The organism is Modestobacter marinus (assembly GCF_011758655.1).
Taxonomy (GTDB): domain Bacteria; phylum Actinomycetota; class Actinomycetes; order Mycobacteriales; family Geodermatophilaceae; genus Modestobacter; species Modestobacter marinus.
Genome location: NZ_JAAMPA010000001.1, coordinates 879,394 through 893,831, shown reverse-complemented (window position 1 = coordinate 893,831; position 14,438 = coordinate 879,394). Strand labels below are relative to the sequence as shown.

8 protein-coding genes and 1 pseudogene are annotated in these 14,438 nt (G+C 74.6%); 4 read left to right on the top strand and 5 right to left on the bottom strand.

Annotation, left to right across the window (positions count from 1 at the left end; genetic code table 11):
- Nucleotides 1-35 precede the first annotated feature (35 nt).
- The 4 genes from FB380_RS04195 to FB380_RS04180 form a co-directional block, all read right to left on the bottom strand.
- Nucleotides 36-866 carry an MBL fold metallo-hydrolase gene (locus tag FB380_RS04195; protein WP_166753980.1) on the bottom strand — a complete coding sequence of 277 codons (831 nt, stop codon included), beginning with the start codon at nucleotides 864-866 and terminating at the stop codon, nucleotides 36-38.
- Nucleotides 867-896: 30 nt separating this feature from the next.
- A complete protein-coding gene (locus FB380_RS25820) occupies nucleotides 897-3,500 on the bottom strand; it encodes a diguanylate cyclase domain-containing protein (RefSeq protein WP_166753979.1) in 2,604 nt (867 codons plus the stop codon).
- Nucleotides 3,497-6,145 (bottom strand): putative bifunctional diguanylate cyclase/phosphodiesterase, encoded by a 2,649-nt coding sequence (locus tag FB380_RS04185; RefSeq protein ID WP_166753978.1) that lies wholly within the window; start codon nucleotides 6,143-6,145, stop codon nucleotides 3,497-3,499. The genes FB380_RS25820 and FB380_RS04185 overlap by 4 nt, the downstream gene beginning before the upstream one ends.
- A gap of 127 nt (nucleotides 6,146-6,272) precedes the next feature.
- A complete protein-coding gene (locus tag FB380_RS04180; RefSeq protein WP_166753977.1) occupies nucleotides 6,273-6,569 on the bottom strand; it encodes a hypothetical protein in 297 nt (98 codons plus the stop codon).
- Nucleotides 6,570-6,704: 135 nt separating this feature from the next.
- Here FB380_RS04180 and FB380_RS26310 point away from each other — a divergent pair, with 135 nt between their 5' ends.
- The 4 genes and pseudogenes from FB380_RS26310 (at nucleotide 6,705) to nrfD (ending at nucleotide 12,370) form a co-directional block, all read left to right on the top strand.
- A complete protein-coding gene (locus FB380_RS26310) occupies nucleotides 6,705-7,265 on the top strand; it encodes a molybdopterin-binding domain-containing protein (RefSeq protein ID WP_188959549.1) in 561 nt (186 codons plus the stop codon).
- A gap of 12 nt (nucleotides 7,266-7,277) precedes the next feature.
- Nucleotides 7,278-10,034, top strand: a pseudogene (fdh, locus tag FB380_RS04170) (formate dehydrogenase); the annotation flags it as partial.
- Between the two features lie 31 nt (nucleotides 10,035-10,065).
- A complete protein-coding gene (locus FB380_RS25815) occupies nucleotides 10,066-11,178 on the top strand; it encodes a 4Fe-4S dicluster domain-containing protein (protein ID WP_166753975.1) in 1,113 nt (370 codons plus the stop codon).
- Nucleotides 11,179-11,233: 55 nt separating this feature from the next.
- Nucleotides 11,234-12,370, top strand: a complete 1,137-nt coding sequence (gene nrfD, locus FB380_RS04160) for an NrfD/PsrC family molybdoenzyme membrane anchor subunit (RefSeq protein ID WP_229681966.1) — start codon at nucleotides 11,234-11,236, stop codon at nucleotides 12,368-12,370.
- Between the two features lie 69 nt (nucleotides 12,371-12,439).
- On the opposite strand, the gene FB380_RS04155 is transcribed toward nrfD, so the two are convergent.
- On the bottom strand, nucleotides 12,440-12,835 hold the full coding sequence (locus FB380_RS04155; protein WP_166753973.1) for a nitroreductase family protein: 396 nt from the start codon (nucleotides 12,833-12,835) through the stop codon (nucleotides 12,440-12,442).
- Nucleotides 12,836-14,438 lie beyond the last annotated feature (1,603 nt).

Below are 14,438 nucleotides of genomic sequence, written 5' to 3'. Positions count from 1 at the left end.
CCGTCCGACGACCCGTCCGGGGGTCCCGGGGCCGGTCAGCCGGCCTCGTGGTCGGCAGGGTCGGGACCCGCGACGCCGAGTGCCACGGCGTCCCCGGGGGCGGTCAGGGCCACCGCGGTGGCCGTGTCCCCGGCGGCCACCGCGGCCGCGAACCGGCGGGGTGGCTCGACGAGCAGCGACCGCATCCGGGCCCGCCACGGGCTGGGCAGCGAGGTCAGCCCGAGGACGGCGAAGGTGCCCCAGTGCACGGGGACGGCGACCCGCGGGCGGAGCAGCGCCACGGCCCGGGCGGCCCCGGCCGGGTCCAGGTGGCCGGGGCCGAGCGTGGGCCCCCACCCCCAGACCGGCAGCAGGGCGACGTCCACGCCGTCGTCGCCGAGGTCGGCCATCCCGGGGAAGAGGTCGGTGTCGCCGGCGGCGTAGACGGTGACGCCGTCCCCGGTGAGCAGGTGCCCGACCGCCGGCGCGTGCGGGCCGTGCGTGAGGTGCGGCCCCCAGCGGTGGGCGGCGTGGTCGGCGGGCGTGGCGGTGACGGTCAGGCCGCCGTCGGTGAGGGTCTCCCCGGCGCCGAGCTCGGTGACGGCGGTGAAGCCGTGCCGGGCGAGCCACCGGCCGGCGCCGCGGGGCACCACGATCGGCGTGCCGCGGCCCAGCCGGCGCAGTGAGGGCAGGTGCAGGTGGTCGCTGTGGAGGTGCGAGACCACCACCAGGTCGACGCCGGCCCAGGCCTCCGGTGCCGGCCGGGGGACCACCCGCCGCAGCGGACCCAGCCGGGAGGTGAGCAGCGGGTCGGTGAGCACCGTGCGGCCGGCCAGCTCGACACGGACGGTCGAGTGCCCGAGGAAGCGCAGGGACGGCGCGGTCACCGGGTCAGTGTCACGCCGCGCACCCCGGCCTCACACCCCGGCGGCTGCCCGGGCCGGCGGCAGGGGTGCGACCACCGCGGGACCGGGCCGGCGCAGCAGGCCGGCCACCTCGGCGACGGTCAGGCCGGTCGGCAGCACCGGGCCGGCGACGGCGACCACGCCCTGCACGCGCAGCTCGTGGAGCAGCTGCCCGGAGGTGATCTCCTTGGCCACGGTGGACACCTCGAAGTCGCGGGCGCTGCGGCCGATCGCGCCCAGCAGCTCCGGCGTCCGGTCGTGGTTGCCGCCGGCCGACAGGTTGCGGACGTCGACCATCACCACCTCCAGCGGCAGCCGGGCGAGCTGCGACCACAGGGTCGAGCCCATCCCGTAGTCGTCCAGGCCGAGCCGGACGCCGGTCCGGTGCACGGCGTGCAGCGCCGGGATGAGGGCGGCAGAGGAGGTCTGCAGCACCTCCTCGGTGACGAGGAGGGTGAGCCGGGGCGGTGCCAGGCCGGCCGCGCGCAGTGCGCTGTCCACCTCGCCGGGCAGCTCGTCGGCGTGCACCAGCCCGGCGGGCAGGTCGACGGCGACGAGCAGCTGGTCGTCGAGGGCGGCCACGTCGCCGCAGGCGCGGCTGATCAGCCACTGCTGCAGGGCGGCGGTGCACCCCTGCCGCTCGGCGGCCGCCCACAGCTCCGCGGCGGGCAGTGCGCCGAGCTCGGGGTGCACCCACACCGGCTGGGCGTGCACCGCCGCGAGGACGCCGGTGTCGCCGTTGGCGATGGTGTCGAAGCGGAGCTGGACCTCCCCGTCGGCCAGGGCGATGGCCACGGAGCTGCCGGCCGCGGCCTGGGCCACCCGGTCCTCGGTGTGCAGCCGCCAGCAGCCCTTGCCGGCCTTCTTGGCGGCGCCCAGGGCGGCGTCGGCCTGCCGGAACGCGAGCTGGCCGCCCCCGGGGTGCACCAGGCAGAGACCCACGCTGGCACCGACGCTGAACGTGCGGTCGCCGATCCGGCAGGGGCGGGCGAGCGCGTCGACCACCCGCTGGGCGGCCTCGACGGCGGCCTCCTCGTCCCCGGCCAGCAGCACGGCGAACTCGTCGCCGCCGAGGCGGGCGACCAGGTCGTCCGCGCGCAGCAGACCCTGCAGCCGGCGGGCCACCTCGACCAGCAGCAGGTCACCGGCCTCGTGCCCGGCGGAGTCGTTGACCGCCTTGAACCCATCGAGGTCCAGCACCAGCAGGGCGCGGTCGCCGGTGGCCGTGGACACGGCGGCCATCTCCTGGAAGAGCAGCGCGCGGTTGGGCAGCCGGGTGAGGTGGTCGGTGAACGCCATGCGCTCGAGTTCCCGCTCGCGACGTCGCCGTGTGGTCACGTCCCGCAGGTGCAGCACCCGGCGCCCGCTGCCCGGCCGCTCGTGGTGGGTGACCTCCAGCTCGCGGGGCCCGCCCTCGCCGTCGCCCAGCTGCAGGTGCACCGCGGGAGCCGCCCCGCCGGCCGCGGTGCCCAGCTCACGACGGACGCGGGCCCGGTCCTCCTCCGGCAGCAGGTCCAGCAGCAGCGGGTGCGGGTCGGCGTCGGCGATCCCGAGCAGGGTGCGGGCCGCGGGGGAGGTGAACTCCAGCCGGAACCCGGCGTCGACGATCGCCACGCCGTCCGAGCTGGCCTCCACCAGGCCGCGGAAGTCGTCCTCGCTGCGGAGCAGGTCCTCCTCGATGCGGTCGCTGTCCCGGATCCGCATGAACAGCCGCACCAGCAGCAGCAGGACGACGACGGCGGTGCAGGCCAGCGCGCCGTCGGTGACCCGGAGGTCCAGCAGCAGGGCGGTCACCAGGGTGACCGGCACCCCGACGAGCGCCAGCACGTCGACGGCCACACCCGCGGTGTTCACCGCCGGTGCGGTGTCGGCAGCGGAGAGCTGCGCGGGGACGGCGCTGGCCAGCCGGACCGCGTGCACCCCGGTGACCAGCGCGCCGACGATCGCCACGTCGGCTCCGGCGGCCCACGGCCCGGCCGGCTGCACGAGGTGCGCAGCGAGCAGCGCCGCGGCCAGCCCGAGCAGGGCGGTCATCAGGATGACCGCGGTCGCCGGGCGCCGGACGGCCGCGGCCGACACCGTGCACAGCGCCCCGACGACGCCCACGGCCACCGCCGGGTAGACGCCGTAGGCGATCACGAGGGGCTGCAGGACCGGGTCGATCGCCCCCGGCGTCATCGCGGGGGCCAGCACCAACACGTCGACCACGACGACGAGGGCGACGGTGACCATCAGCACGTCGATGACCAGGACCGGCCAGCGGGTGCCCCGGACCTGACCACCGATCAGCGCGGCGCTCACCATCGGCCCGAGTGCGGCGACCAGGACGAGGACGCCCACGCCGAACCGGCCCTGCGCGCCGCCGATGCCCAGTCCGGTCACCAGGCCGGCGCAGGTGAGGAGCAGGGAGCTGAGGCCCAGCAGCCGCCAGGGCAGCCGGGCGCGGCCGGTCATCCCCCGGGTCAGCCGGGCGCAGCGCCACGCCGCCCACGCCCCGACCGCGGTCAGCACCAGGTTGTCCCACTGCGGCACCGCCCCGCTGGGGCTGGCCGGCACGGCGAGGGCCAGGGCGACGAGTGCGCCGAGGAGCACCACCGGCTGCTGGGCCGGCCTCACCTCGGCAGCCCGTCGTCCGCGGGCCGGGGCGGGCCCGGCAGCCCCGCGGCCGACGTCGGCACGGCCGCCCCGCCCAGGCCCGGGAGCTGGGTGGTCAGGACGGCCCGGTCGAGGGGCCGGGCCAGCAGGTAGCCCTGGATGAACCGGTGGCCCATGTCGCGCAGCAACTGGAGCTCGGTCGCCGTCTCGACGCCCTCCACGACCACGACCAGGCCCAGGCTGGTGCCCAGGTGCAGCACCGAGCTGCACAGCGCCCGGCGCTGCGGGTCGGTCTCGACGTCGGCGAGGAACTGCCGGTCCATCTTCAGCACGTCGATCGGCAGGCCGACGAGGTAGGCCAGCGAGGACCAGCCGGTCCCGAAGTCGTCGACGGCGATCCGCACGCCCAGCCGCCGCAGGGCGGCCAGGTCGTCGGTCACGTGCTCGTCGTCCAGCAGCACCGACTCGGTGATCTCCAGGATGAGCCGGGAGCTGGGCAGCCCACTGGACTCCAGGGCCCGGAGCACGTCGGCGACCAGCTCGCCGCTGCGGACGTGCCGGGCCGAGACGTTGACCGCGACCGCCAGGTCCGGGTGCGGGAGCGCGGCCACCGTGGCGGTGGCCTCGGCGAGCACCCACCGCCCCAGCTCGGAGATCAGCGCGGACTCCTCGGCCAGCGGCACGAACTCCGCCGGCGAGACCTCCCCGTACACGGGGTGCCGCCAGCGCAGCAGCGCCTCGACCGAGACGGTCCGGTGCAGCGCCAGGTCCACGACCGGCTGGTAGACCAGCCGCAGCTGGCCCTCGGCGAGGGCCCGGTCCAGGTCGGTGCGCAGCGTCTCCTCGCGCTGCTGGGTGATCCGGAGGGCGTCGGAGTGCCGGCGGACCCGGCCGGGGCCGGCCGCGCGGGCGCTGCGCAGCGCCAGGTCCCCCCAGCGCAGCGCCTCCCCGGCGTCCGCGTCGGCGTCCAGGGGCGTGACGCCGGCCGCGGCGGTCAGCCGCAGGGTGCCGTTGCCGGTGGCGACCGGCTCGACGGCGGCGACCAGCCGGCCGGCGATCACCTCGGCGTCGGACACCGTGCCGGAGACCAGGACGGCGAACTCGCTCACCCCGGAGCGGGCCAGCCAGTCGTCGCCGCGCAGGGCCCGGGCGAACCGGGTGGTCAGCTCGCGCAGCACCGTGACGTCGTCGCCCACGGGCAGCCCGTCGACACCCAGCACGACCAGGGAGGTGCGGGTGGTCGACGGGGCGCGGAGGGTGGCCGCGAGCCGCTGGGTGAGCGCCGAGCGGTTGGGCAGGCCGGTTGCCGGGTCGCTCGTACTGAAAGCCGGCACGGGCTCGGCCGGCTGCGGCGCGTTCGCGCTGACGTCCCGGCAGTAGAGCACCAGGGCGCCGACGTCGGGGTCGCCGCGCAGGTCGCGGACCTGGGACTGGATCAGTCGCCAGCGGCCGTCGAGGTGCCGCACCCGCGCCGTCCGCGTCTTGGTCTCCGAGGCGTCCGCGGAGGTGGCGTTCAGGGCGGCGACCAGGCCCGGGGCGTCGTCGGGGTGGACGGCGTCGGCGATCGAGCGGCCGACGATGCGCTGGGGGTCCAGGCCGAGCAGCGCGGTGATCGCGGGGGAGACCCACTGCACCTGCAGCCGGTCGTCGAGGATCAGCACCGGGTCGGCGCTGCCGCGCACCAGCGTGCGGAAGTAGGCCTCGCTGCGCTGCAGGTCGGTGGTGAGCCGCTGCTGGGTGCGCCAGGACGCCACCTGGTGGGCCAGCAGGGCGCCCAGCCCCAGCACGCCGAGCGCCGCCCCGAAGGCGGTGAGGTCACCGGTGACCGGGACGCTCAGCAGCAGCAGCGAGCCACCGGCCAGTGCCGTCGCGTGCGGGAGCAGCGCGCCCAGGGTGGAGCCGTCCACGTTCCGGGGGTCGGTCCGGGGGAGCGGTCGGTCGGCGCGGCAGGCGACCACGAGCAGGCCCAGCCCCAGGACGCTCAGCGCGCAGGCCAGGTACTGGACCCAGCCAGGGCCGGAGGCGATCGAGGAGCACGCGCCGGCCAGCGCGGTGGCGACCTGGGAGGCGAACAGCAGCCAGCCGACCGGGCGCTGGGCGGCAGGGCAGACCGCGATGAGGACCAGGGAGAAGCCGGTGCCGACGGCGATGCTGGAGAGCAGGGCGAACAGGGCGACCGTCTCGGACAGGGAGAGGACCCCCTGCCGACCGATGGTGAGGTGGTACAGCGTGTGCACGGTCAGCAGGTCGGCGAGCACGAAGAGGGCGAACATCGTGGCGACGTGGGCCCGCGCGGCTCGCAGCGAGGCGCGGTCGAGCATCCGGAGGATCGCGATGACCACCAGCAGCTGACCGGGGACGCTGCCCAGGGCGGTCTGCCCCCAGGGCAGCACCGCACCGGCGGCCAGCGCACCGACGGTGCCCACGCTCACGGACACGACGTACCAGCGCCAGCCCGCCGGGTGGGCGCTCCGCCGCCCGGCGCGGGCGAGCAGGACCAGGACACCGGCGACGGCCAGGAAGTTCACCGTGACGGCGACGGTGACGGCGGTCGGGCCGGGCAGCAGGCCGGCGGAGAGGGTGGCCAGGGCGGCGAGGACGGCGAGCAGCAGTGGCCGGCTCAGCGTGCGGACCGCGGTCGGGCCGCCTCGCGTCGGAGCGGCCATGGCCCGCGTCGGTGCGGTGAGGGCTCCGGAGGTCACGGGTCAGTTGTCGGGAGACCCGTGCCCCGACTGGACCGGTGGCCCGTGGCACTCACCCGAAGGAGCGGGGGCCGGGCTCAGCGGCCCGGGCTCACCAGCGCAGCGGGCTCTTCGACCGGGAGTCCGCGGTGCGGCAGACCCGGCAGTGGCCCCACGTGACGATCCGCAGCGGGCTGCTGGGCTCGCCGCACTCGGGGCAGTCGACCAGCGCGTCGGCGCCGTCCGGCACCCCGCTGCCGGACGGGGCTCCGCCGCCCGGCTGGGCGCGGGCGGCGTGGACGGCCTGGTCGCCGGCGCAGGTGCAGCCGGGGTCGGCTCCTGGGCAGCGTGCGTGGTCGGTCGCGATGGGGCGCCTCCTCGGGTCCGTGACGACGCTACTCAGCAGCACCAGCCCCCCGTCCCGCTCGGCCCCGGTGTCCGCCGTGCCGCCGGGATCGGGCCGGTCGCCGGACCTCCTCGACCCGACGCGCCAGATGTGAGGCCGGACGCGCACCACGCGCGATCAAGTGGCAAGCTCGGCGGGGTGAAGACGTGGCTGGATGCATGGCCGGTGTTCCGGCAGCTGACGGGTCCTGATCCGCTGGGGCGTGGCACGGCCGCGCGCAGCAAGGCGACCGAACAGGTGGTCAGCCGCACGGCGACCGCCGACAGGGTGGTGCAGTCGGTCTGCCCGTACTGCGCGGTGGGCTGCGGCCAGCGGGTGTTCGTCAAGGACGAGCAGGTCGTGCAGATCGAGGGCGACCCGGACTCGCCGATCAGCCGGGGCCGGCTCTGCCCCAAGGGCAGCGCCAGCAAGCAGCTGGTCACCAGCCCGAGCCGCGTCACCACGGTCAAGTACCGCCGTCCGCACGGGACGGAGTGGGAGGACCTGGACCTCGACACGGCCATGGACATGATCGCCGACCGCGTCCTGGACGCCCGCCGCAAGGGCTGGCAGGACGAGGTCGACGGGCACCGGGTGAACCGCACGCTGGGCATCGCGAGCCTCGGCGGGGCGACCCTGGACAACGAGGAGAACTACCTCATGAAGAAGCTGTACAGCGCCATGGGCGCTGTGCAGATCGAGAACCAGGCCCGCATATAGCACTCCGCGACGGTCCCCGGTCTGGGGACCTCGTTCGGTCGTGGCGGCGCCACGAACTTCCAGCAGGACCTGGTGAACTCCGATTGCATCGTGATCGAGGGTTCCAACATGGCCGAGTGCCACCCGGTCGGCTTCCAGTGGGTCATGGAGGCCAAGGCGCGGGGCGCGAAGGTCATCCACATCGACCCGCGGTTCACCCGCACCAGCGCGCTGGCGGACCTGCACGTCCCGCTGCGCGCCGGCACCGACATCGCGTTCCTCGGTGGGCTGATCAAGTACGTCCTCGACAACGACCTGGACTTCCGCGAGTACGTCGTCGCCTACACCAACGCGGCGGCGATCCTGCGTGAGGACTTCCAGGACACCGAGGACCTCGACGGCCTCTTCTCCGGCTTCGACCCGGAGACCGGGCAGTACGACGAGACCACCTGGCAGTACGAGGGCGTCAACGTGCCCGCCTCGGCCGGCCAGCGCTCGCCGAGCCAGCCCGGTGGGTCGGCCTTCCGCGTCGACGAGGACGGGAGCGACCGGCCCGACGACGCGGCGGACGACGGCACCGACGACGAGTCCGAGGGCGTGAAGGAGGCCGACCAGCAGCAGGGCGCCCAGGGCTCGGCCGACATCCACGGCAAGCCGAAGCGGGACGAGACGCTGCAGCACCCGCGCTGCGTCTTCCAGGTGCTCAAGCGGCACTACGCCCGGTACACCCCGGAGATGGTCGCCGACATCTGCGGCATCGAGCCGGAGGTGTTCCTCAAGGTCGCCGAGTGGGTCACCGCCAACAGCAACCGCGAGCGGACGACGGCGTGGGTCTACTCGGTGGGCTGGACGCACCACACGGTGGGCGTGCAGTACATCCGGACCGCGGGCATCCTGCAGGCGCTGCTGGGCAACATGGGCCGCCCGGGCGGCGGGATCCTGGCGCTGCGCGGGCACGCGAGCATCCAGGGCTCCACCGACATCCCGACGCTGTTCAACATCCTGCCCGGCTACATCCCGATGCCCCACGCCCAGCAGCACACCGACCTGGACAGCTTCTGCGCCTCCAGCGACGACCGGGTCGGCTTCTGGGGCAACATGCGCTCGTACACCACGAGCATGCTGAAGTCCTGGTGGGGCGACGCGGCGACGGCGGAGAACGACTTCGCGTTCAACTACCTGCCCAAGATCACCGGTGACCACGGCACGTACACCACGGTCGCCGACATGATCCAGGGCAACGTGCCCGGCTACTTCCTGGTGGGCGAGAACCCCGCGGTGGGCAGCGCCAACGGGCGCATGCAGCGCTTCGGCCTGGCCAACCTGGAGTGGCTGGTCGTCCGCGACCTGCAGATGATCGAGTCGGCGACGTTCTGGAAGACGGCCCCGGAGATCGAGACCGGCGAGCTGGTCACCGAGGACATCGCCACCGAGGTGTTCTTCATGCCCGCGGCCACGCACGTGGAGAAGGAGGGCACCTTCACCCAGACGCAGCGGCTGCTGCAGTGGCGGCACAAGGCGGTCGAGCCGCCGGTCGACTGCCGCAGCGACCTGTGGTTCTACTTCCACCTGGGTCGCCGGCTCCGGGAGAAGCTGGCCGGGTCCACCGACCCCCGGGACCGTCCGCTGCTGGACCTCACCTGGGACTACCCGACGCACGGCGAGCACGACGAGCCCAGTGCGGACGCGGTGCTCCGGGAGATCAACGGCTCCGGTCCGGACGGCGAGATGCTCTCGACCTACCTGGACATGAAGGACGACGGGTCGACCACCGGCGGCTGCTGGATCTACACCGGGGTCTACGCCGACGGGGTCAACCAGGCCGCCCGGCGCAAGCCCGGCCGGGAGCAGGACTGGGTCGCCGCCGAGTGGGGCTGGGCGTGGCCGTCGAACCGGCGCACGCTGTACAACCGCGCCTCGGCCGACCCGTCCGGCAAGCCGTGGAGCGAGCGCAAGGCCTACGTCTGGTGGGACGAGGAGGCCGGGAAGTGGACCGGTCACGACGTCCCCGACTTCGAGGCGACCAAGCGGCCGGACTACGTCCCGCCGGAGGGCGCGGTGGCGCAGGCCGGCATCGGCGGCGCCGACCCGTTCGTCATGCAGGCCGACGGGAAGGCGTGGCTCTACGTGCCGGCCGGGCTGGCCGACGGTCCGATGCCGGCGCACTACGAGCCGGCCGAGTCCCCGGTGGACAACGCCCTGTACGGCCAGCAGGCCAACCCGGGCCGGGAGGAGATCCAGGCTGCGTACAACCGGGGCAACCCGCCGCGCAGCGAGGTCTACCCGTTCGCGATGATCACGTACCGGCTGACCGAGCACCACACCGCCGGTGCGATGAGCCGCACGCTCCCCTACCTGTCGGAGCTGCAGCCGGAGTTCTTCGTCGAGGTCAGCCCGCAGCTGGCCGAGCTGCGGGGGCTGGAGAGCGGCGGGTGGGCGACGCTGATCAGCGCCCGGACGGCGATCGAGGCGAAGGTGCTGGTCACCGAGCGGATGCGGCCGATGAAGCTCAAGGGCGGCCAGGTCGTCGAGCAGATCGGCATCCCGTACCACTGGGGCGAGCAGGGCCTGTCCACCGGCGACTCGGGCAACGACCTGTTCGGCGTGGTCATGGACCCGAACGTGCACATCCAGGAGACCAAGGTCGCCACCTGCGACATCCAGCCCGGGCGGCGTCCGCGCGGGCGGGAGCTGGTGCAGTACGTGGAGGACTACCGGATCCGGGCGGGCGTCCAGTCGGGCCTCGTCCCCAGCGGCGGCCGGGCACCGATCGAGGAGGGGACGAGCTGATGGGGCTGGTCCCGATGGAGGAGGAGCGCGCGTGACGACCGTCAGTTCGGCCAGCCCAGCGCTCACCGGCAACGACCCGGCCAACCGGCTCTACGGCCCGCTGCCCGACGTCAGCGGGGAGGCCGGGTACGAGGAGGACCACCCCGCGCGGGTGGGCTTCTTCACCGACACCTCGGTGTGCATCGGCTGCAAGGCGTGCGAGGTCGCCTGCAAGGAGTGGAACACGCTCCCGATGGACGACGCGCAGGGCAACCGGGACGCCATGGGCCTGACGGCGCAGTCCTACGACAACACCGGCATGCTCGGCGCCAACTCCTGGCGGCACGTGGCGTTCGTCGAGCAGAGCCGCGCCGTCGACCTGCCCATGCCCGGTGTCGGGCTGCCCGGTGCAGACGCCGCCGGGTCCGGTGGGGGCTGCGGCTCCGGCGGCTGCGGGTCCGGCGGCGGGGCCGACGAGCACGCCCGGTCGCACGGCGGCAACGCCGACGGCGGGCTGACCGCGCAGTCCAGCGTGCCAAACGCCGAGGCGCTCAGCGAGTTCGACCCGCAGACCGGGCAGTCGGCCGACCGCGAGATCCGCTGGCTGATGTCCTCCGACGTGTGCAAGCACTGCACGCACGCCGGCTGCCTGGACGTCTGCCCGACCGGGGCGCTGTTCCGCACCGAGTTCGGCACCGTGGTGGTGCAGGGCGACATCTGCAACGGCTGCGGCTACTGCGTGCCGGCCTGCCCCTACGGCGTCATCGACCAGCGCAAGGACGACGGCCGGGTCTTCAAGTGCACGATGTGCTACGACCGGCTCACCGACGGCCTCCAGCCGGCCTGTGCGACCGCGTGCCCGACCCAGTCGATCCAGTTCGGTGACCTCGACGAGCTCCAGGCCCGGGCGGACGCCCGGCTGGCCACGCTCAAGGAGCAGGGCGTGCAGACCGCCCGGCTCTACGGGCGCGACGAGGAGGACGGTGTCGGCGGTGCCGGGGCGTTCTTCCTCCTGCTCGACGAGCCGGAGGTCTACGGCCTGCCGCCGGACCCGATCGTCACCACCCGCGACCTCCCGTCGATGTGGAAGCACGCCGTCGGCGGCGCGGCCATGGTGGTCGGCTTCGCGCTCTCGGCCGTGCTCGGCTCCCGGCGCACCCGATGACCCACGTCCGAGGGCAGAAATGGCCATTTCTGCCCCAGCAGAAGGGGATGCGCCGGTGACCGAGGGACTGGTGACGCCGGGCGCAGGCTGGCGACGGGCCGACGGCCCGCCGGCCCAGGCGCGGGAGAAGAAGCGGCGGAAGGGCGGCCGCCGTGGCGGTGGTCGCGACGGTGACCCGACCGTCGACGAGGCCGAGTTCACCTCCTACTACGGCCGGCCGATCATCAAGCCGCCGGTGTGGAAGACCCCGGACGTGCCGCTGTACCTGTTCCTGGGTGGTGCGGCGGGCTCGTCGGCCGTGCTCGGTGCGATCGCCGACGCGAGCGGCAACCGCGCGCTGACCCGGGTCGCGCACTACACGGCCGGCGGCGGGGCCCTGGCCTCGGTCGTCTGGCTGATCCACGACCTGGGTCGCCCCGAGCGGTTCCTGCACATGCTGCGGGTGATCAAGCCGACCTCGCCGCTGTCGGTGGGCTCCTACATCCTGGCGCCGTTCAGCGCGCTGACCGCGGCGACGGCGGGGCTCCAGCTGCTCGAGGCGTTCCCCGGCCTGCAGAGGTTCGGGCTCCGGCGGATCTCGGGCTGGTTCCCGGCGCTGGAGAAGCTCACCGGTGGCGTCTCCGCGGTCTTCGGCGGCCCCATGACCACCTACACGGCGGTGCTGCTGGCCAACACCGCGGTGCCGTCGTGGCACGCGCCGTACAAGGAGCTGCCGTTCGTGTTCGCCGGCTCCGGGATGGCGGCCGGCGGTGGCATCTGCATGGCGTTCACCCCGGTCGCCGACGCGGGGCCGGCCCGGAAGATGGCGGTCGCCGGTGCGGCGGTCGAGCTGGCCGCGATGCACAAGGTCGAGCACGACCACGGCATCGTCGGTGAGCCGTACCAGCTGGGCCGGCCCGGGAAGCTGATGAAGGCCGCGCGGGCTTGCACCGCCGGCGGTGCCGGGCTGACCGTGGTGGCCGGCCGCACCCGGGTCGGTGCTGCGGTCTCCGGTGCGCTGCTGGCCGCCGGTTCGTTGCTCACCCGGTTCGGCGTCTTCGAGGCCGGCATGGCCAGCGCCCGGGACCCGAAGTACACGGTGGTCCCGCAGCGGGAGCGGATCGCCGCCCGGGAGGCCGCCCGCGCAGCGTCGGCCGACGGCAGCGAGGGCAACGACGTCCCGACCGACGAGGCCAGCACCATCACCCGCTGAGCAAGGCGACAGCAGCAGGACACCGCCCGGCGCCCCAGGAGGGGTGACCGGGCGGTGTCCGGCTCGGGGTCAGGACAGGTCGCTGTGCAGCACCTCGTCGACCGGACGGCGGGGGGAGCGGGCGACCCGCAGGCCGTCGCGGGGGTGACCGGCCGCGACCAGGGTGACGACGTCCAGGTGGTCCGGGATCCCGGCGGCCCCCCGCAGCCGGCGCGACTGGGCGTGGCCGACGGACCAGTTGAGCATGCAGGAGGCGACGCCCTGCGCGTGCAGGGCCCAGACCAGGGACATCGCGTAGAGCCCGCCGTCGACCCAGCGCTGGTTGCGTTCACCGGCGCCGGCGAACAGCTTCGCGTCGACCGTGACGACGAGCAGGCACGGGATCTGGTCGCGGAAGCCCGCGTTGCCGTTCTGCAGCCCGGCCAGCCGGGCGATGCGGGCCGGGTCGGGTCGGAGAAGCTCCACAGCCCCCAGGCCTGGCGGTTGCACACGGACGGTGAGGACAGCGCCAGGTCGGCGGCCCGGCGGACGAGCGCGACGTCCAGCGGCTGGTCGGCGAAGTCGCGGACGCTGACCCGGCTGCGGAAGAAGGCCTCGATCTCCGCGTCGTCGAGCGGAGCCCAGGGGAGGGGGGACTTGGTGGGGCCGCCGTCGGTGTGCTCGGTCCGCTCGTGCCACCGGTGGAGCCCGTCGAGGGCACTGCGGGCGTGGGAGACCACGGCCGGGTCGTGGTCGGGCAACTGCTCGTAGCGGAGCAGGTCGCGGTCGAGCCGGGCCGCGGGGGCAGCGCCGAAGCCCACCCGCGGGGAGCGCAGCGAGAGGCCCTTCTCGATCCGGTGGTAGTCCTTGGTGATCTGGGCCTCGATGTGCCGTGTCTGCGCCGACAGCGCGCTGCGGCTGTCGGTCGCGGCCGAGTACCGGAGGTGCCGGCGGCCGTCGGCGGTCGTCTCGCGCCAGATCTCGGCACGGTCCTGCAGGTGCCGCACGTTCAGCCGGAGTCGGGCGCCGGCCCGCCGGCGGAGTCCCTGGTCCTGAGTTCCCATGTCGTCTCCGATGGGTCGCCGGGTTCGGCTCGCGCAGGGCCTCGTCGCCGAGCTCGGCGGCGTCGTCGCCGAGGGAGCCGCTGTGCAGGTGGCCTACAGGCTGGGGCCGTGGTTCGCATCCAGCTGGACCACGCTCGCCGAACCCGCACGCAGGTCCGAGCACAGGAGCGGTGAGCAGGGCCAGGTCGTCGGTTCCGACTCCGCCGGCGGGCCCGCCGCGGCCGATCATGTCGGAGTCGGCCACTCCTGTCACCCATCGCTCGTGGCCCGGCGTTCTCGTCCCTGCCGTGGCCGGGCGTCGACGTCCTGGGCCTCGGCCCATGGCCCATGGCTCATGGCCGGTTCAGGGACAGAGCCCTCCACCGTCCGTGGTGGTCAGGGCTGTGGAGCGGCCTCGTCGTCGGTCGGGCCCGGCGTCGGCTCGGCGTCGGTGGGTGTCGGCGTCGGCGTCGGCTCTGTGGGATCTGCCGGATCGGTCGGAGTGGGCTCCGGATCGGTCGGCGTCGGCGTCGGCGTCGGGGTGGGCTCCGGGTCCGTCGGCGTCGGGGTGGGGACCGGGTCGGTCGGCGTCGGGGTGGGTTCCGGGTCCGTCGGCGTCGGGGTGGGTTCCGGCTCGGTCGGGGTCGGCGTGGGGGTGGGCTCGGGATCCGTCGGGCTGGGCGTCGGGGTGGGGCGCGGCGCGGTGGGGTCGGCCGGACCCGTCGGCGTCGGCACGGTGGTGCGGGTGTCCCCGTCGCTGGGGGAGTCGCTCGCCGGCGGTCGGTCGCCGGGCACGGGAACGGGCGGCACCGTCGGCCCGTCGGTGGGCGCGTCCCCGGTCGAGGTCGCGGGTGCGGAGTCGGTCGGGCGCGGATCGGTCCGGCGCGAGTCGGTGGTGGACGTGGCGGGGCCGCGGTCGGTCACGCCTCCGGGGGACCGGTCGCCGTCCTCCTCCGGCGCCTGGTCGCCCTCTGGGAGCGGCCAGTCACGGATCTCGATGGGCGGCAGCCCGGACATCGCGGCCCCACGGTTGAGGGCGTCGAAGG

Excerpts from the sequence above, each read along its gene's own strand:
- FB380_RS04185 (WP_166753978.1), bottom strand. The coding sequence starts at position 6,145 with ATGGCCGCTCCGACGCGAGGCGGCCCGACCGCGGTCCGCACGCTGAGC.